Origin of the sequence: Phascolarctobacterium succinatutens CAG:287 (assembly GCF_000434895.1) — a bacterium.
In the GTDB taxonomy this organism is placed as follows: domain Bacteria; phylum Bacillota; class Negativicutes; order Acidaminococcales; family Acidaminococcaceae; genus Phascolarctobacterium_A; species Phascolarctobacterium_A succinatutens_A.
This window is the reverse complement of sequence record NZ_FR892761.1, coordinates 1-17,527: the sequence shown is the minus strand read 5'-3', so window position 1 is coordinate 17,527 and position 17,527 is coordinate 1. Positions and strand designations below refer to the sequence as shown.

Here is a 17,527-nt window from a genome sequence, read left to right as displayed (position 1 = left end):
CTGCATTTTACAGCGCAGGCGGTGTTTTTTTGCTGTGAATAATTTGCGCTTTTACAAGCTTATACCAAGTAAATGCATTGACGATACGAACTGCCGACGACAACTAAGAAAATTTTTCTTTGCTACTGGCAGTATTTTCAGAATTAATGTAGAATAGATACATAATAAAGCAATTTTTTGGTCAAGGTTGTTTTATGTCCTTTGCGAAGGAGGGAAAGACGATGATTCATAATTATTATCCTGGCTGTACGCTGTCAACGAAGGCGAAGCAGCTGGATATGGCAGCACGACGCTGTGCTGAGGTGCTGGGCTTTCCGCTGGTGGAGCTGCCGGAATGGCAGTGCTGCGGTGCGGTTTACCCGATGGCGCCTGATGCTATTGCCGAGCGTCTGAGTGCGGTGCGTGCGCTTGTGGCGGCGCGTGAAAACGGCGGCGTATTAGTGACGCTGTGCAGTGCGTGCTACCATGTCATCAAACGTGTGAATCACGATATGGCGACGAATGCGGAGATTCGCCAAAAGGTGAATAATTATCTGCAACTTGAAGAGCCTTATGCCGGTGAAACACGGGTTTTGCATTACCTGGAGGTTTTGCGTGATGAAATTGGATGGGAAAAGCTGGCACAGCTGGTGAGCCATCCTTTAAAGGAACGCAGGGTTGGCGCTTATTATGGCTGTTTGCTGCTTAGACCGGGAGCAGTTTTAGCCCTCGATGACGTAGAGAGTCCTACTGTTATGGAAGCCTTTATTAAAGCGCTGGGTGCGGAGCCTGTTATTTACAGCATGCGCAATGAATGCTGCGGCGGTTATCTAGCGCTGAAGGATAAGGCGCAGTGCGAGCAGCTTGTTAGCGAAATTAAAAATAATGCTGCCAGCTGTGGTGCGCAGGAGCTGGTCACTGCCTGCCCGCTGTGTGCGTATAACCTGACGGCCAATGGTGCCGCAGGCAGCCTGCCGACACGCTACTTTACGGAGCTTCTTGCTGAAGCGCTTGGTGTTGCGGAGAGCGAAGGAGGTGCGGAATAATGGCTGTTGATGAAAAGCAATTGACAGAAGATATTTTGCGCCTTGCTGCTACCGACGTGCGTCGCTGCATGCAATGCGGCCGCTGCAGTGCGAACTGTGAAGCTGCGTCTAAAATGGATTTGCTGCCCCACCGCGTAGTGTGGGACTTAAACAGCGGTTATGCGTCCGAGCTGCTGGAGGCAGACGCACCGTGGCAATGTCTGTCCTGCATGGCGTGCGAGGAGCGCTGCCCACGCGGCGTGAGTCCGGCGCGCGTTATGGAGGCGTTGCGCCTGCTGCAGATTCGTCAGCAAGGAAACAACAAGCTGCCTGCCGAAAGTGTGGAGCATTATCCGAGCGATATGCCGCAGCAGCTTTTGGTTGCAGCCTTTAGAAAATATAATAAATAGGGGGAAGCTACGTGCAAAAGATTGGTGTTTTTGTTTGTTGGTGTGGCAGCAACATCGCCGGCACGGTAGATGTTGCCCAGGTGGTAGAGGCAGTGCGCCAAATTCCTGACGTTGCCTATGCCATCGATTATAAATATATGTGCTCCGAGCAGGGCCAGGAGCTGATTCGCAAGGCTGTGGCAGATTATAAGCTGGACAGACTTGTTGTCTGCAGCTGCTCGCCGCGTATGCATGAGGCAACCTTCCGCAAATGTGCGGAGGGTGTTGGCATCAATCCCTACATGGTAGAGATTGCCAATATCCGCGAGCAATGCTCCTGGGTGCTGAAGGATAAGGCTGAAGCGACAGCGAAGGCGATTAAATTAGCCAAGGCAGCAATTGCCAAGGTGCGCTTTAATGGAGCGCTGAAGCCCGGCGAAAGCCAGGTAGTGAAGCGCGCACTGGTTATCGGCGGCGGTATTGCCGGTATTCAGACGGCGCTGGATATTGCGGAAGCAGGCTACAAGGTAGATATTGTGGAGAAGGAGCCGACAATCGGCGGCCGTATGGCGCAGCTCGACAAAACCTTCCCGACACTCGACTGCTCTGCCTGCATCCTGACACCGAAGATGGTGGATGCGGCAAATCATGAAAATATTACGCTTTATACCTATAGCGAGGTAGAAAGCGTAAGCGGTTTCGTGGGTAATTTCGATGTGACAATCCGCAAAAAAGCACGCAGCGTGAAGGCTGATATGTGCAGCGGCTGCGGCATCTGTACCGAAAAATGTCCGTCCCGCAAAACTCCGAGCGAATTCGATATGGGACTGAAGAATCGCGGCGCAATCTATATTCCCTTTGCGCAGGCCATTCCTAAGGTGCCTGTTATCGACCGTGAGGCCTGCATCAAGTTCAAGACAGGTAAATGCGGTATCTGCTCCAAGGTTTGTCCTGCAGGAGCAATTGATTATACGCAGACCGATGAGCTGATCACGGAAAAATACGGTGCAATTGTATTGGCAACCGGCTTCGAAACGATGCCTCTCGATAAATTCGGCGAATACGGCTACGGGGCCAGCAAGGATGTTATCACCTCACTGGAGCTGGAGCGTCTGACGAATGCGGCAGGACCTACCGAAGGACATCTCGTTTGTCCGTCTACCGGTAAGGAGCCGAAGAAGGTTATTATCGTTTCCTGCGTAGGCTCGCGTGATGTGAGCGGTCGTGGCAAGAGCTACTGCAGTAAAATCTGCTGCATGTATAATGCCAAGCATGCGATGTATATCCGCGAAAAATACCCTGATGTGGATGTAACTGTATTTTATATAGATGTCCGTACTCCGGGCAAGGGCTTTGACGAGTTCCAACGCCGTACAGTGGAGGAATACGGCGTGCATTATGTACGCGGTCAGGTTGGCAAGGTTATAGTTGACGGCGACGGCAAGCTGACTGTTTTTGCCAGCGATCTGAACAGCGGCCGCAAGCTGATGCTGAATCCTGATTTAGTAGTGTTGGCAACGGCTGTACAGCCTTCTCCCGATGCGCGCAAGCTGGCGACGATGCTGACTGCCAGCATTGACAACGATGACTTTTACGTAGAGGCGCATCCGAAGCTGCGTCCAGTTGAAAGTCCGACGGCAGGCATTTTCCTCAGCGGCATGTGCCAGGGACCGAAGGATATTCCGGAAACTGTTTCACAGGCCGGTGCAGCGGCTGTTAAGGTGGTCGGCCTGCTGGCGAAGGATAAGCTGCTGACGAATCCCTGCACTGCGCAGTGCGATACAAGCATTTGCAGCGGCTGCCTGGCTTGCACGCATGTCTGCCCCTATGGTGCGATTACCGGCGAGAGCAAGCAGGTTATCACTAAGCTTGGCGTGCGCGAAACACGCACCGTTGCTGTGGTAAACAATGCGCTGTGTCAGGGCTGCGGTGCCTGCACGGTAGCCTGCCCCTGCGGTGCTATGGATTTGCAGGGCTTTACTAATCAACAAATTCTGGCAGAGGTGGATGCATTATGCTAGAGAAGAAAAATTTTGAACCGAAAATTGTGGCCTTCTGCTGCAACTGGTGCAGCTATGCCGGTGCTGACGGCGCCGGAACAGCCCGCAAGCATTATCCCGCTAATATCAAAATCATTAAGGTTCCCTGCTCCTGCAGAGTGAATCCGCTCTTTATCCTGCGTGCGTTTCAGCGTGGCGCGGACGGTGTAATCATGTGCGGCTGTCACCCCGGTGACTGCCATTATTCTACCGGCAACTATTATGCGCGTCGTCGTATGACGCTGCTGCTGAGTATGCTTGATTATCTGGGTGTGGCCGGTGAACGCTTCCGTGTGGAATGGGTTAGTGCGGCTGAGGGCGCACGTTTTGCACAGGTGATGAACGATTTTGCCGAGCACATTGCGGCATTGGGTGAGAATGTAAAGTTGAGGGATTTGCGATGCAAAAAATAGAAAAGCTGTTGCAGAAGCGTGCAGCTGAGCTGTTGGCAGAGGGCACAGTAGAGCGTGTGCTGGCATGGCAGGCAGGCGAATTCTTTTACGATAACACACCTGCAGCCGTAAGCAGTGCGGACGAATGCGACAAGCTTGTCTATAACGAGTTCTGCCCTGCCAATCTCTGCAAATATTTAATTGAAACAAGCCATGCAGGCAAGAAGACTGCTGTTTTCTTAAAGCCCTGTGATACATATGGCGTGAATCAGCTGCTGAAGGATAACCGCATTAAGCGTGAGCTTGTTTACGCCATCGGAACTCCTTGCAGCGGGATGCTGGATATCAAAAAGATTAAGGCTGCCGGCGCTAAGGGTATTATCAGCGTGAGCGTTGACGGCGACGAGGTTGTTGTCAACACTGCCTATGGCGAAAAGCGTCTGGTAAAGGCTGACGTGCTGCTGAACAAATGCTTGATGTGCAAGGGCGCTGCTTATAAAATTGCGGACGAGGAGCTGGCCGAGCCGTTGCCTGTACCGCAGTTCACCGGCGATAAATTCGCCAAGGTCAAGGAGATTGAAGCGATGAGCCCCGAAGAGCGCTTCTCCTTCTGGCAAAGCGAGCTGTCCAAGTGCATCCGCTGCAATGCCTGCCGTGATATCTGCCCGGCGTGCAGCTGTGAGCAATGCATTTTTGATAAGCCCGATACTCCGGTAGCAGGCAAGGCGTATGCCGACGAGGTTGAAGAGCAGATGTATCATATCATCCGTGCCTTCCACGTTGCCGGCCGCTGCACCGGTTGCGGTGAATGTGCGCGTGTTTGTCCGCAGGGAATTCATCTAGAGCTGCTGAACATGAAGTTTATGAAGGATATCAACAGCTTCTTCGGCCAATATCAGGCCGGTGCGGACAGCGAAACACCTGCACCTCAAGTGAGCTTTAAGCAGAATGATCCGGAAGCCAACAGTGCGGTAGAAGGGAGGGCGCAGCATGTATAAGATAGCAAAGGAAAAGCTGCCAAAATTATATGCAGCCTTACAAAATATCGGTACGCTGCTGCTGCCCTGCAAAAACAAGAGCGGGCATGCCGACTTTGCTCCATATCACGAAGATGCGGAGGTTGCACTGGATGCACCGCTGACAAACCGCAGCGCCAAGGACGTTTTCTTCCCACAGGTAGAAAATCTGCTGACCTTTAAGACGAGCGGCAAGGAGCTGGCGCTAGAGCAAAATATTCCGCCTGCCGGCGTGACGATCGTCATGGGCGTGCGTGCCTGCGATGCGCGCAGCTTTAAGATTTTGGATAAGGTGTTTTTAAAAGCGCCTGTTGATACATATTATAAAACAAGACGCGAGCAATGCGTGCTTATCGGCTTAGGCTGCAGCGCTCCAGAAGAAACCTGCTTCTGCCATGCCTTTGGCATTGACGCAGGCGCTCCGGAGACGGATGTGCAGACTTGGCTAGTGGGCGAGGAGCTTTGCTGGCAGGCTGTGACTGCCAAGGGCGAGGAGCTGACAGCGAAGCTTGTCAGCGCTGGTGTACTGGCAGAGGCAGATGCAGATGCTGCGGCAACGGTTAGTGAGCAGCAGAAGCAGACGAAAAAAATTTTGAGTGTACTGCCCTTGCATGATTTCAAGGTGAATAACGAGCTGGCGAAGGATGAGTTGAAGGTCTTCCACAGTAAAATTTGGGAACAGCTGGCAGCAGGCTGCCTGTCCTGCTGCACCTGTACCTATGTGTGCCCGACATGTCATTGCTATGATATCCGCGATTATCAGGAGACGGAAGAGCGCACGCAACGCTATCGCTGCTGGGACAGCTGCATGGCGAAGGATTTTACGCTGATGGCTCATGGCAGCCCGCGTAAGACGAAGGTGGAGCGCTTCCGCCAGCGTTATATGCATAAGCTGGTATATTTCCCTGAAAACAATGAGGGTGAATATGCTTGCGTCGGTTGCGGACGCTGCCTGCAAAAGTGTCCGGTGCAGCTGAATATTGTCAAGGTTGCCAAGGCCTTGGAAAAAGCGGAGGTGAAGCAGGATGTGTAATTGTCAGGATACCTTGATTCCGCAGATTGGCGTGGTGACGGACATCTGCACGGAAACGGCTGATGTAAAAACCTTCCGCGTGGAGAAAATCGGCGGCGGTAAGCTGTTTGAGCATATGCCGGGACAATGCGCTATTCTTTCTGTTCCGGGTAAGGGTGAGGCGATTTTTTCCATTACCTCCTCTCCGACGAACGAAAAATATATGGAGGTCAGCATTAAACGCTGCGGTTCGATTACGAACTTTTTGCATTTCGATATTGAACCCGGTCAGCAGATTGCGGTGCGCGGACCTTACGGCAATCATTTCCCTGTTGAGGATAAATTGAAAGGCAAGGATCTGCTCTTTATCGCCGGTGGCATCGGTTTGGCGCCGCTGCGCAGTGTCATCAATTATATGCTGGATAAGCGTGACGATTACGGCAGCATTGATGTTGTTTACGGCGCACGCAGTAAGGAAGATTTTGTGCGTTACGATGAGCTGACGAATGTGTGGCCGGCGCAAAAGGATACGCGCGTGCATCTGACGATTGACCGTGCGCAGGAGGGCTGGACGGGCAATGTCGGTTTTGTGCCTAATTTCCTGAAGGACCTGAAGTTTACGCCGGATAAGACGGTGCTGCTGTGCGGTCCGCCGATTATGATTAAGCTGTGTCTGGCGGCGTTGATTGAGATGGGCTTTGAGAAGAAGCAGGTTTATACGACGCTGGAGCTGCGCATGAAGTGCGGCGTGGGCAAGTGCGGTCGCTGTAATATCGGCAAGAAGTATGTGTGCAAGGATGGGCCGGTGTTTACCTGCGATGAGCTGGACGAGATGCCGGACGAATATTGATTCTTCGCAATTAAATATCGCTTAGCTCAGGAAAAATTTCTTAACGCAAATTTCGTGTGGATTCAAGACGAAGTGCCGCAAAACTCGCGCTATGCTTACATATCTTTCTATATTAGTTTGCTTATCGCTCAAACAGTTGCGACACTTCTGTGAATCCGGACACTTATTTACTAAAATTGCTATGCATGCCCCCTTTAGTCGCTAGCGCGACAGTTCCCCCGAGGGGGAACCAAGAATGTGCTAATGAAGTTTAGCGAAAAGCTATTAGTCTTGCCTGCCCCTTGGGGAAGGTGCCGAGCGTAGCGAGGCGGAAGGGGGCGTCACCATAAATATATCGTTTCTATCAGAAGCAATCCACGATATATTAATGGCTCGTAATGAAACTGTTTCGTTTATAGCGGATTTTAGCGTTGTAATTCTGAAATACATTTTTTGGAGAAGAAAATATAAGGAGCAAAAATATGGAAGAAATGGTAACTGTTTACCTGCTGGGCAAAAAGTACAGTGTCCCGGCAACCCTGACCATTATGGATGCCATGGAATATGCAGGCTTTAAGCTGGTGCGCGGCTGAAATATGCAGGCTTAAAGCGGGTCCCCGGCTGCGGCTGCCGCAGCGGCTTTTGCGGAGCCTGTGCAGTAATTTATCGTTTGAAGGGCAGCACGGAGTTGAAGGTTGTGCTTTCCTGCCAGACGAAGGTTGAGGAAGGCATGTGCGTTGGCAAGATTGATTCCTTCCCGATTAACAAGCGCACTTTTAATATCGAAGAGATTAAGGCAAGCGATAATATTGTCGGTCAGCTGTATCCGGAAATCTTCAGCTGCATCGGCTGCAATGCCTGCACCAAAGGCTGTCCGCAGGGCCTGAATGTTATGCAGTATATTGCTTACGCTCAGCGCGGCGAATATGAGAAGGCAGCACATGCTTCCTTTGACTGCGTTGGCTGCAATATCTGTGCATCCCGTTGCCCGGCACAAATTAGCCACAGCGCTGTCGGCCTGCTGTGCCGTCGCCTTACCGGCAAATATATTGCGCCGAAGTGCGAGCATCTGGCTAAACGTGTTGCCGAAATTAAAAACGGCGATTATGTAACGCTGCTCGAAAAGCTGAAAAATATGCCTTTGGACGAAATCAAAGACCTGTATAATAAGCGCGAGATTGAAAAATAAGGAGGTGCGGCAAGGTGAGTGCATTTACTGAAGATATGTTAAAATCTATGGCTAAGGTTGAAGCTACCCGTGCCCAACGTCTGCATGCTTCTATCGAACGCTTTACGGCAGAGGAGAAGGACGAGCTGCTGAAGGAGTTCCATCCGGACTACAGTTCCAAGGGCTTTAAGGTGCTGGAGGTTGGTCCCAACAAGGGCCAGAAGGTGCCGGTAGAATTGGCACAGCTGCTGGAGGGCAAAAGCCGCCTGCAGGATGTAGAGCTTGATCTGGAAAAAGTGGACTATGACGTTGATGTATTGGTTATCGGTGGCGGCGGCGCCGGTGCTTCCGCTGCGTTGGAAGCGCATAACGGCGGTGCAAACGTCCTCGTAGTTACCAAGCTGCGTATGGGCGATGCCAACACGATGATGGCCGAGGGCGGTATTCAGGCTGCGGATAAGGGCAACGATTCCCCGGCGCAGCATTATCTGGATGCCTTTGGCGGCGGTCACTACAAAAATATTCCCGAGCTGCTGGAAGAGCTGGTAACCAACGGACCGTTGGCGATTGACTGGCTGAGCAAGCTGGGCGTTATGTTTGACAAGGAGCAGGACGGCACTATGGTGACGACGCATGGCGGCGGCACGAGCCGTAAGCGTATGCATGCCTGCGCCGACTACACCGGTGCTGAAATCATGCGCGTGCTGCGTGACGAGGTGCAGAACCGCGGTATTTCGGTGCTGGAGTTTTCACCAGCAGTCGAGCTGCTGCTCGACGAGGAGGGCAAAACTGCCGGTGCGGTGCTGTGGGATTTTGATGCGCAGGAGTACAAGGTTGTACGCGCAAAATGCGTAATCATGGCAACCGGTGGTGCAGGACGATTGCATTATCAGGGCTTCCCGACCTCTAACCATTACGGTGCTACTGCCGACGGCCTTGTTATGGCTTACCGTGCCGGTGCGCCGCTGATTTATGCTGACGCAATTCAGTATCATCCGACTGGTGTTGCTTATCCGGCGCAGATTTATGGCGCGCTGGTTACCGAAAAGGTGCGCTCGATTGGTGCGCAGCTGGTAAACAGCGAGGGCGAAATCTTTATGCATCCGCTGGAAACCCGTGATGTGGCGGCTGCGTCTATCATTCGTGAGTGTACTGCCCGCGGCAAGGGTGTGAAGGCGCTCGATGGCGTGGCGCTGTGGCTCGATACGCCGCTGATTGAAATGCTGCACGGTGAAGGTACTATTGCCAAACGCATTCCGGGTATGCTGCGTATGTATGCTAAGTTCGGCATTGACCTGCGTAAGGAACCGATTTTGATTTATCCGACGCTGCATTACCAAAATGGCGGTATCCTGATTGACAAGGATGCGGAAACAAAGCTGCCGGGACTGTTTGTTGCCGGTGAAGCTGTTGGCGGTATTCACGGTACCAATCGTCTGATGGGCAACAGCCTGCTGGATATCATTGTCTTTGGCCGTATTGCGGGTACGAAGGCTGCCGAAGCAGCGAAGAGCGTCCAGCTGGGCAAGCTGAGCCTGGAGCATGTACGTCGCTACGCTGAGGAAGAAAAGGCTGCCGGCGTGCAGGGCGAGCTGTCGCCGAAGCTGCTGCCAGTTTATACTCATGGCAGAGATGTAAGGTAAAAACAAGATATAAATAAAAAACATACAACGGCAAACCTCACAGTTTGTTCGTTGTATGTTTTTGTTTTATATGCTAAAATATGTTTTAAGACAACCGTTTACGGGGTGGCATTGCCGAAATTCTCTAAGAGAATCGAGGTGATGTCTATGAGGAACTATGATTTCAAAGACCTGATGGCTTTTGGCATGTTCATTCTGGCATTGCTGACTTTTATCTTTCAGTACAGCAGATAGTCTAGACATAGAAAAACCGCCTCTGTAATTTGCAGCTACAAGGCGGTTTTTCAAACCTAATTTAAGCGGCAACCAACCTTGTGGGCGGTTGTCTTCTTTATCTATAATATAACATAAAGCATAGTTTTTTTCAAGGAATTACTTGTGAACTTTTGGGGTGGGCGGCGTATCATGATATGGTGCGCCGATTTTTTGTATATGATATAATGAGAAGATAGGAGGGATAGGTTGTGAATAGTATAGATTGGAATAATGTAATTATACGAAAAGATTGTCCTGTAAAATTTGAAGTTTGCCCGCGAGAAGCAGGCTGGGCTGATGTTAATTGTTGCATAAATGCTATAGAGTTTACGTCATATGTTGCTACAATTTGGCATACTAGTATTCCAACAGGTTTATTAGAAACAGCTTATTTTTTCCTTGATTATGATAATCGTCATGAAAATTTTTTAGTTGAAACAGAAGAATATGAAGGTGTATTTGTCGATAATGATGGTAATGAATGGGCTGATGTTCCTGGAAAAGTTCGCTTTGTGTGGGACGAAGAGCCTAGTACCTATGAATGGAATATAAGTTTTGATTTGCAGTATTTTCATAAGCCTGATGCTATGCTTAATATTACTGTTAAAAGATCTAGCGATAGTGAAAATAAGACATATAAATTCAATGTTTGGTTAAGTGATTTTGCATATGCTGTAGCAAAATGTTTTACGGAGTGTTTGAAGAAATATGGATTAAATACTTATCATTTTTATACTTGGACTGATGATATAAATATACGTAAGCTGCTTATTGTCAAAGCGTTTGCTTTAAAACAGATGTCTATAGATGATTTTATTTACGAATTTAATTTTGAAGATGAAATGAAGCTGTTGCAGTTAGATATGTAACGTATTGAGGGAGCGTTTTATGGCTAACAAGATAAACATGCCTGAATCTGAAGAGTATATCTTAATAGATGAGGATCGTATACCGATATATACCGGAGAACACGATGATCATTCTTATATGTGGTACGGAATATCTGACGGTAATAGTGGTGAAGTCAATTTTAAGGTTCATATTTCTATAGATGAAGATGATTCAGACTTTTTGCTGGAGGATATTTTTGTACGTTACTTTGATGCAAAATATAATCAAGACACTTATATGTCTGCTGATGAGTTTGAGCATTGGGGTGATAATTTTTATCCGTTAAGTGTTGTTAAGCAGATATTACAAGAGCTGGAAGAGCTTGTGATGTTGTTGGAAGGTAATCCTCATAGTTCACGAATACATGAGATTATTGATTTGAATCGTGCTATTAAGGCTTATCGTAATATCAGCTTACGAATATGCTTTGATGATACAATGCCTCTTGAAGAAAAATTAATATATATGCTTCCTAAAAAAGCCGTGCTTATAGATTTTTATAGTCGTTTTATTTACTATGTAAGAAAAATGATAGATGAAAATCAGAATGCGGAATTTTTTGTAGTATCGGGACCTTGAATGAAATATAAATAATATGGATTGAATAAGCGGAGATGTGGAAGCTGAAATTAAAATGCTTGAATTGCTGCAATCTGATGATGAGAGTCAGCATGATGAAGAAAAAGCATCGGAGGAAAAAGCGGATGGCTTAAATTCTAATCTGGCAGATAAATTAGCCGATATCTTTTCATAAAATATAGAATGAGAGGAAAACTTATGAAGTATGAAAAAATTATAAAAAAAGCAGAAAAATATCATCAATGTGCGAAGCAGGTAGATTCTTTAGCTTTTGCTAAATGGGAAGCTAATTTCGAATTAGAGTATACTCATGAATCTACAGCGATTGAAGGCAATACCTTATCACTTTTAGAAACGAAAGTGGTCTTAGAAGATGGAATTTCTATTGGCGGCAAGCATTTGCGCGAAATTTTTGAGGTTGTTAATCATAAAAAAGCATATGAATTTATCAAGCAGAAAATCGCTGATGGTTTCTCTTTAGACGAAGCAATGACAAAAGATATTCATAGCATTTTAATGGAAAATATTTTTGCCGGCGGATTTTATCGTAATGTGAATGTCCGAATTACCGGCGCTAATCATATACCGCCTGAGCCCAATGAAGCATATAGGCAGGTAAAGAATTTTTTTGCGGATTTGACATGGAAATATAAAGATGATCCTATTACTTTAGCTGCTTGGACGCATGCAGAATTTGTACGTATTCATCCATTCATTGACGGCAACGGACGTACAAGCAGATTGATAATGAATTACCAATTATTGGCTAACCGGCTTATACCCATATCTATTCCTAAACTTGACAGATTAGAGTATTTTAAACGCTTAGAAGAATATGCATTACATGATAATATTGAGCCGTTTGCTGATTACATAGCTTCATTAGAAGAAAAGAGATTGGATGAATTTCTGGCTATGTATTTGTAATCGCAAGAGCTTATAATGATGGTGGTTTTTAAGAAAGGAGCATACTTATGCAAAAACTTTTAGCGTTCTTCCTGGCGATGCTGCTCAGCGTCAGCGTAATTGCCGGCTGCGGCAGTAACAGCCCCAAGACTAACGATAAGCAGACAACCAAGACAACAACTGTTAATACAACCAAGAGCAACAACGGCCAGAATACTACGGCCAACGTCAAGGCCAACAGCGGCAAAATCAAAATCAGCGAAAGTGCTGCCTACACCGACAAGGAGCACGTTGCTGCCTACATCAACGAATATAAGCGTCTGCCGCACAACTATATTACGAAAAACGAGGCTAAAAAGCTGGGCTGGCAGACTAAAGGCACACTCGACAAGGTTGCGCCGGGTAAATCCATCGGCGGCGACCGCTACGGCAATTACGAAGGCAAGCTGCCGAAGAAAAACGGCCGCAACTGGAAGGAATGCGATATTGATTATGTGAAGGGCAATCGTAACGCGAAGCGCATTGTCTTTTCCAACGATGGCCTGATTTACTATACAGGCGATCACTACAAGTCCTTCAGTAAGCTTTACGGAAAATAAGGAGATTATTATGAGAACAATCACATTAGACCTTGAGCGCATGACATCTGTGCCTGCGCTGCATAAATATCTGCGCAGTGCACTGGCATTGCCTGTGTACTACGGTGCCAATTTAGACGCGCTGTATGATTGCCTGACGGAAATCGCCGAGCCTACTCAGATCATTGTGCCTGCCAACGTTACGGATAATGAAAAGCTGGGCTGGTATGGCGAACAGCTGCTGCAGGTTTTGCAGGACGCAGCGGAAGAAAACGAAATTTTACAGGTAACAGTGAAATAGCAATACAAGGGACGGGCCCTGCGCTTCGTCCTTTTTACTTTTATCAGCAGGCGTGTTATAATTTTAGAGTGTAAATTTTTCACAGGGAGATAAGTAAAATGATTTTAAGTGCAGAGGATTTGTCGTACAGCTATGGCGACAGATTGTTGTTTGAAAATATTACATTTAACGTAGAGGAAGGCGACAAGTACGGTATTATCGGTGTCAATGGCACCGGTAAAAGTACCTTGCTGCGCATGATTGCCAATCATGAGGCCGGTGACGGCAAGCTGACGATTCCCGGCGGCGTAGTTATGGAATATCTGCCGCAGGATCCGCCGTTTGAGGCAGACGCAACTGTATTGGAGCAGGTTTTTAAAGGTGATTCCCCGCTGATGGTGCTGTTGCGCGATTACGAAATTGCGGTGGAGCAGGCTGCAGCCGAACCTGATAACAAAAAGCTGCAAAAGCATTTGCTGGATTTGCAGCAGCAGATGGATGATAAATATGCTTGGCAGCTGGAAAGCGAAGCGAAGGCAGTGCTTACGCAGCTTGGTATTACTAATCTGCAGCAGCATATGGGCGAGCTGAGTGGCGGCCAGCGCAAGCGTGTGGCCTTGGCAGGCGTGTTGGTGCGCCCTTCGGATCTGCTGATTTTGGACGAGCCTACCAACCATATGGATAACGCCACTGTTGCCTGGCTGGAGCAAAAGCTGTTGGCGCGCAAGGGCGCTTTGCTGATGGTAACCCATGACCGTTATTTCTTTGACCGTGTTGTTAACCGCACGTTGGAGATAGACGGCGGCAAGGGTTATGTTTATGTCGGCAACTACAGCCTGTTTTTGCAAAAGCGTGAGGAACGCCGCATTGCGGAGGCCTCTGCTGCACAAAAGCTGCGCAACATCTACCGCCGCGAGCTGGCGTGGATCAGCCGTGGTGCGGAAGCACGCCGTACCAAAAAGAAGGACCGCGTGGAGCGCTTTGCCCAGATTGAGGCGGAAGTGAAGAATGTGAAGACGGAAGCAAATCTGGAAATGTCCTCCGTCAGCAGTCGTCTTGGCAAAACAATCATCGAGTTGGAAAACATCGGCATGGTGTGGGATGGCAAGGATTATATCAAGGATTTCAGCTATATTCTGCTGCGGAATGACCGCATCGGTATCGTCGGTCCTAATGGTGCCGGCAAATCAACGCTGATGGATATCATCGCCGGCAAGCTGCAGCCTACGAGCGGCGAAATGCGCGTAGGCCAGACTGTGAAGATTGGTTATTTTGCACAGCACAGCGAGTTTCCCGACAGCAATATGCGTGTGCTGGAATATATCAAGGAAGCGAATAATTATATTGAAACGGCTGATGGTCAGCGCATCAGCGCGGCGCAGATGCTGGAACGCTTCCTCTTCCCGCCGGAGCTGCAATGGGTGCCGGTGTCCAAGCTCAGTGGTGGTGAAAAACGTCGTCTGTATCTGCTGCGTGTGCTGATGACGGCACCGAACGTGCTGCTTTTGGACGAACCGACAAATGATCTGGATATCCCGACGCTTTCTGTTTTGGAGGATTATCTCGACAGCTTTGCCGGTGCGGTTATCGCCGTGTCCCATGACCGTTACTTCCTTGATCGTTTTGCGCAAAAGATTTTCGCGTTGGAGCAGGATGGCAGCATCAAGCCGTATATTGGCGGCTACAGCGATTATGCAGAAGCTCTGCAGGAGGAAAGTGCGCAGCAGGCGCAGCCTGCAAAGGCTAAGCCGGTGGCTGTAGCGAAGCCTGCCGAAGAGCCTGCGAAGAAGAAAATGACTTATGGCGAGCGCCTGGAGCTGGAGCGTCTTGACCAGGAGATTGCACGCAGCGAGGCAGAGCTGAAAATGCTGGGTGCGGAAATTAACCAATGCGGCAGTGACTTTACCCGTCTGGCAGATTTGACCAAGCAGCAGGAGGCTGTGCAGCAAAAGCTGGATGAGATGGTGGATCGTTGGGCTTATCTTTCCGAATTGGCAGAAGCAGAAGGCTGAGCTTGACAAGCAGGCTGCTTATTGTTAAAATTAAATCTGAAAAATTGTTGTGGATTTTTTCTGATTCAATAGTCATCTTTTCGCCACACGACTGTGTTTGCAGCCGTGTGGCTTTTGTTATATTAGGGAAAATGGGAGTAATGATATGCTAAAAATTTTACACAAGGATTATAAGGACAAGGTTAAGCGTCTGCTGAGCGTGATGCTGCCGATTATCGGCACGCAGATTGCGATTATGGGTATGAACTTTTTTGATGCCAGTATGTCCGGTCAGGCAGGTGATGCGGATTTGGCCGGCGCTGCGATTGGCGGTAATATCTGGATGCCGGTACAGACCTGCTTTGCAGGCATTTTGCTTGCGGCGATGCCTTTGATTGCCAACCTGTTGGGTGCTGGCGAAAAGGAAAAAATCTCTACGGTAGTACGCCACGGCATGCTGTTGGCTGTAGCCTTTTCCGTGCTGATAATTGTCGGCGGTGTTATCTTTTTGCCGCCGTTTTTGCAGGGCATGGGATTGGCGCCGGAGGTTTATCACATTGCGCTGTGGTATATGGCCGGTCTTGGCATAGGCGTGCTGCCGTTCTTTCTCATCACGCCGCTGCGCAGCCTTGTAGATACACTTGGCTATACCAAACTGTCGATGAAGATTTATCTTTTGGCGCTGCCTGTCAACGCATTCCTGAACTATGTGCTGATTTTCGGCAAGCTGGGCTTGCCGCGCTTGGGCGGCATTGGCGCCGGCGTAGCAACGGGAATCACCTTTTGGCTGCTTTTGGTGATGTTCGCGGCGGTGGTGACGAAGCTGCAACCGTTTAAGCAGTATGATGTGCTGGGCTTGGTGCGCCCTGTTAAGCAGCTGGTAGCGGAATATCTGCGCATTGGTGTGCCTATGGGCGTGGCCATTTTTATGGAAACGAGCATCTTTGGTGTTGTGGCGCTGTTCATTGCCAAATTTGGCACGGAGGTGATTGCTGCGCATCAGGCGGCACTTAACTTCTCCTCGCTTATTTATATGTTCCCCATGAGCTTCTCACTGGCGTTGACGATTGTGGTAGGCGTTGAATACGGTGCGAAAAACTATCAGGGAGCGCGTGATTACACGGCACTTGGCTTGGAGCTGAGCCTTTTTATCGCTATAGTTTATATGGCGCTGGAGCTGGTGGCACGCGAGTATATTGCGCTCATTTATACAACGAATCCGCATGTTATTGAGCTGGTAAAGGTGTTTATTGTCTACGCTATTATGTGGCAGGGAGGCGACGCAGTCGCGGCGCCGATTCAGGGTATTTTGCGTGGCTACAAGGACGTTAATGCTACATTTTGGTGCAGTATGCTGGCTTATTGGGCAATTTGCCTGCCGGTGGGCCTGCTTTTGGATTACAAGTTCAATAACGGTGCCTTTGCTTATTGGCAGAGCCTGGATATCGGCGTAATCTGCAGTGCTGTTGTTTTGTCGTTGCGATTAATCTTGCTGCAGCGCAGAATAAAAGAAGATGAAGAATAGGTAGGGAGCGGCGCAAGCTGCTCCTTATTTTCTGCTCAAATTGTTGCCTAAAAAATATATAATAAAAAATACCGTAGCTACAGATTATAGTATGCTACGGCATTTTATTAATGTAAAAGTTTTATTAATCTTGAAATTTCGGAATCCGGTTTTCATCAGCCGGATAAGTTAATTCGTGGGATGTAACAGATTTTGCTTCATTAGCGAATGAATGCAGTATGCTGTCAGCGCCCTTCACCAGCACATACATCATCATATAGGCGCCGAATTCAGCCAGCTCTTCCGCTACCTGACCATGAAAGCCGGTGAAGTTTGTACGCTTACCAACCCAGGAAAAGAAAATAAAGAGCAATAGGAGAGAAAAAGATTTTACCGGTATCTTTACTATTTTAAGCATCCGCCAGATGCGTGCCTTATAGAGCAGTATCAGCATACTTAAAATTAAAATAGCTACCATAGGATGGACCAGCTTACCATATAATCCCATTTGGCTATATTGGATCATACCGCCGTCAGGATTAGTAAAAAATACGCGGCCCCAGCTTATTTCACGCATGATGAGCAAGAAAAAGTAAATTGTGCCTGCTTTCCAAAAAGCCTTGGAACTACCGCCCCAGTCAGCATATTTGTAGCTGTGAGCTTTAATGCAGTAAAACATACCGCCTATCAGACATAGCATTTGCAGGTTTTCAATAATACCGTTTTCATCGCCAACCCATTCGGGTAGAATCGCTTCTAAGATAAACATTACGATTAAATAGCTCCAACCAAGCTTAAAAAATGAATCATTACGGAACAAAATATACACTTCCCTTTTCTGACTGCCCAGTCAGTTTTTACTGATAGTGATATTTTACCATAATTTTACAATTTATGTAAGACTAATTAAGAGAGAGTTAAGATTAAAGGAAACTGACATGCAACTTATTATTGCGATTTAAGAATAAATCACATTCTCCATGACGAAAGAAGCAATTTGCTTATTCTAATTATAAATCAGAATTCTTCTAAATCATAAGCGAAAGTATGG

The 17,527-nt window shown here is 48.2% G+C and carries 17 protein-coding genes and 1 pseudogene; 17 read left to right on the top strand and 1 reads right to left on the bottom strand.

The annotated features are described in order from the left end of the window. Positions 1–221: 221 nt before the first annotated feature. From BN587_RS01915 to BN587_RS01840, 17 genes and pseudogenes are all read left to right on the top strand, one after another. Positions 222–1,025: a CoB--CoM heterodisulfide reductase iron-sulfur subunit B family protein gene (locus BN587_RS01915; RefSeq protein WP_021719459.1), complete on the top strand. Its 804-nt coding sequence runs from the start codon at positions 222–224 to the stop codon at positions 1,023–1,025. Continuing rightward, complete coding sequence (locus BN587_RS01910; protein WP_021719458.1) at positions 1,025–1,414, top strand: 4Fe-4S dicluster domain-containing protein; 390 nt, start codon at positions 1,025–1,027, stop codon at positions 1,412–1,414. Before BN587_RS01915 ends, BN587_RS01910 begins: the two co-directional genes overlap by 1 nt. 11 nt (positions 1,415–1,425) lie before the next feature. Beyond that, on the top strand, positions 1,426–3,414 hold the full coding sequence (locus BN587_RS01905; protein WP_021719457.1) for a CoB--CoM heterodisulfide reductase iron-sulfur subunit A family protein: 1,989 nt from the start codon (positions 1,426–1,428) through the stop codon (positions 3,412–3,414). Continuing rightward, entirely contained in the window at positions 3,408–3,845 is a 438-nt protein-coding gene (locus BN587_RS01900) for a hydrogenase iron-sulfur subunit (protein WP_021719456.1), read from the top strand. The genes BN587_RS01905 and BN587_RS01900 overlap by 7 nt, the downstream gene beginning before the upstream one ends. Beyond that, entirely contained in the window at positions 3,833–4,822 is a 990-nt protein-coding gene (locus BN587_RS01895; RefSeq protein WP_021719455.1) for a 4Fe-4S dicluster domain-containing protein, read from the top strand. The genes BN587_RS01900 and BN587_RS01895 overlap by 13 nt, the downstream gene beginning before the upstream one ends. Further along, positions 4,815–5,873: a 4Fe-4S dicluster domain-containing protein gene (locus BN587_RS01890; RefSeq protein ID WP_021719454.1), complete on the top strand. Its 1,059-nt coding sequence runs from the start codon at positions 4,815–4,817 to the stop codon at positions 5,871–5,873. The genes BN587_RS01895 and BN587_RS01890 overlap by 8 nt, the downstream gene beginning before the upstream one ends. Continuing rightward, positions 5,866–6,702, top strand: a complete 837-nt coding sequence (locus BN587_RS01885; protein WP_021719453.1) for an FAD/NAD(P)-binding protein — start codon at positions 5,866–5,868, stop codon at positions 6,700–6,702. Before BN587_RS01890 ends, BN587_RS01885 begins: the two co-directional genes overlap by 8 nt. A gap of 461 nt (positions 6,703–7,163) precedes the next feature. Beyond that, positions 7,164–7,870: pseudogene (locus BN587_RS01880) on the top strand (2Fe-2S iron-sulfur cluster-binding protein). A 35-nt stretch (positions 7,871–7,905) separates the two neighbouring features. Then, positions 7,906–9,492 carry an FAD-dependent oxidoreductase gene (locus tag BN587_RS01875; RefSeq protein ID WP_044483959.1) on the top strand — a complete coding sequence of 529 codons (1,587 nt, stop codon included), beginning with the start codon at positions 7,906–7,908 and terminating at the stop codon, positions 9,490–9,492. A 464-nt stretch (positions 9,493–9,956) separates the two neighbouring features. After that, complete coding sequence (locus BN587_RS01870; protein WP_021719449.1) at positions 9,957–10,616, top strand: hypothetical protein; 660 nt, start codon at positions 9,957–9,959, stop codon at positions 10,614–10,616. 19 nt (positions 10,617–10,635) lie between these two features. After that, entirely contained in the window at positions 10,636–11,217 is a 582-nt protein-coding gene (locus tag BN587_RS01865; protein WP_021719448.1) for a hypothetical protein, read from the top strand. A gap of 37 nt (positions 11,218–11,254) precedes the next feature. Next, positions 11,255–11,392: a hypothetical protein gene (locus tag BN587_RS11675; protein WP_303684780.1), complete on the top strand. Its 138-nt coding sequence runs from the start codon at positions 11,255–11,257 to the stop codon at positions 11,390–11,392. 23 nt (positions 11,393–11,415) lie between these two features. Beyond that, positions 11,416–12,144 (top strand): Fic family protein, encoded by a 729-nt coding sequence (locus tag BN587_RS01860; RefSeq protein ID WP_021719447.1) that lies wholly within the window; start codon positions 11,416–11,418, stop codon positions 12,142–12,144. 47 nt (positions 12,145–12,191) lie between these two features. Beyond that, positions 12,192–12,722 carry a ribonuclease domain-containing protein gene (locus tag BN587_RS01855; protein WP_021719446.1) on the top strand — a complete coding sequence of 177 codons (531 nt, stop codon included), beginning with the start codon at positions 12,192–12,194 and terminating at the stop codon, positions 12,720–12,722. A 10-nt stretch (positions 12,723–12,732) separates the two neighbouring features. Beyond that, positions 12,733–13,002: a barstar family protein gene (locus BN587_RS01850; protein WP_021719445.1), complete on the top strand. Its 270-nt coding sequence runs from the start codon at positions 12,733–12,735 to the stop codon at positions 13,000–13,002. A gap of 98 nt (positions 13,003–13,100) precedes the next feature. Beyond that, positions 13,101–14,993: an ABC-F family ATP-binding cassette domain-containing protein gene (locus BN587_RS01845; protein ID WP_021719444.1), complete on the top strand. Its 1,893-nt coding sequence runs from the start codon at positions 13,101–13,103 to the stop codon at positions 14,991–14,993. Between the two features lie 145 nt (positions 14,994–15,138). Further along, on the top strand, positions 15,139–16,497 hold the full coding sequence (locus BN587_RS01840; protein ID WP_021719443.1) for an MATE family efflux transporter: 1,359 nt from the start codon (positions 15,139–15,141) through the stop codon (positions 16,495–16,497). A 124-nt stretch (positions 16,498–16,621) separates the two neighbouring features. Here BN587_RS01840 and BN587_RS01835 read toward each other — a convergent pair whose 3' ends face one another. After that, positions 16,622–17,245, bottom strand: a complete 624-nt coding sequence (locus tag BN587_RS01835) for a hypothetical protein (RefSeq protein WP_021719442.1) — start codon at positions 17,243–17,245, stop codon at positions 16,622–16,624. Positions 17,246–17,527: the final 282 nt, after the last annotated feature.

Bases quoted from the DNA above. Each gene is read 5' to 3' on its own strand.
- BN587_RS01915 (WP_021719459.1), top strand. From the start codon at position 222: ATGATTCATAATTATTATCCTGGCTGTACGCTGTCAACGAAGGCGAAG.
- BN587_RS01855 (WP_021719446.1), top strand. From the start codon at position 12,192: ATGCAAAAACTTTTAGCGTTCTTCCTGGCGATGCTGCTCAGCGTCAGC.
- BN587_RS01850 (WP_021719445.1), top strand. From the start codon at position 12,733: ATGAGAACAATCACATTAGACCTTGAGCGCATGACATCTGTGCCTGCG.
- BN587_RS01865 (WP_021719448.1), top strand. From the start codon at position 10,636: ATGGCTAACAAGATAAACATGCCTGAATCTGAAGAGTATATCTTAATA.
- BN587_RS01890 (WP_021719454.1), top strand. From the start codon at position 4,815: ATGTATAAGATAGCAAAGGAAAAGCTGCCAAAATTATATGCAGCCTTA.
- BN587_RS01900 (WP_021719456.1), top strand. From the start codon at position 3,408: ATGCTAGAGAAGAAAAATTTTGAACCGAAAATTGTGGCCTTCTGCTGC.
- BN587_RS01885 (WP_021719453.1), top strand. From the start codon at position 5,866: ATGTGTAATTGTCAGGATACCTTGATTCCGCAGATTGGCGTGGTGACG.
- BN587_RS01910 (WP_021719458.1), top strand. From the start codon at position 1,025: ATGGCTGTTGATGAAAAGCAATTGACAGAAGATATTTTGCGCCTTGCT.
- BN587_RS01895 (WP_021719455.1), top strand. From the start codon at position 3,833: ATGCAAAAAATAGAAAAGCTGTTGCAGAAGCGTGCAGCTGAGCTGTTG.
- BN587_RS01860 (WP_021719447.1), top strand. From the start codon at position 11,416: ATGAAGTATGAAAAAATTATAAAAAAAGCAGAAAAATATCATCAATGT.
- BN587_RS01875 (WP_044483959.1), top strand. From the start codon at position 7,906: ATGTTAAAATCTATGGCTAAGGTTGAAGCTACCCGTGCCCAACGTCTG.
- BN587_RS01835 (WP_021719442.1), bottom strand. From the start codon at position 17,245: ATGTTTATCTTAGAAGCGATTCTACCCGAATGGGTTGGCGATGAAAAC.
- BN587_RS01845 (WP_021719444.1), top strand. From the start codon at position 13,101: ATGATTTTAAGTGCAGAGGATTTGTCGTACAGCTATGGCGACAGATTG.
- BN587_RS01840 (WP_021719443.1), top strand. From the start codon at position 15,139: ATGCTAAAAATTTTACACAAGGATTATAAGGACAAGGTTAAGCGTCTG.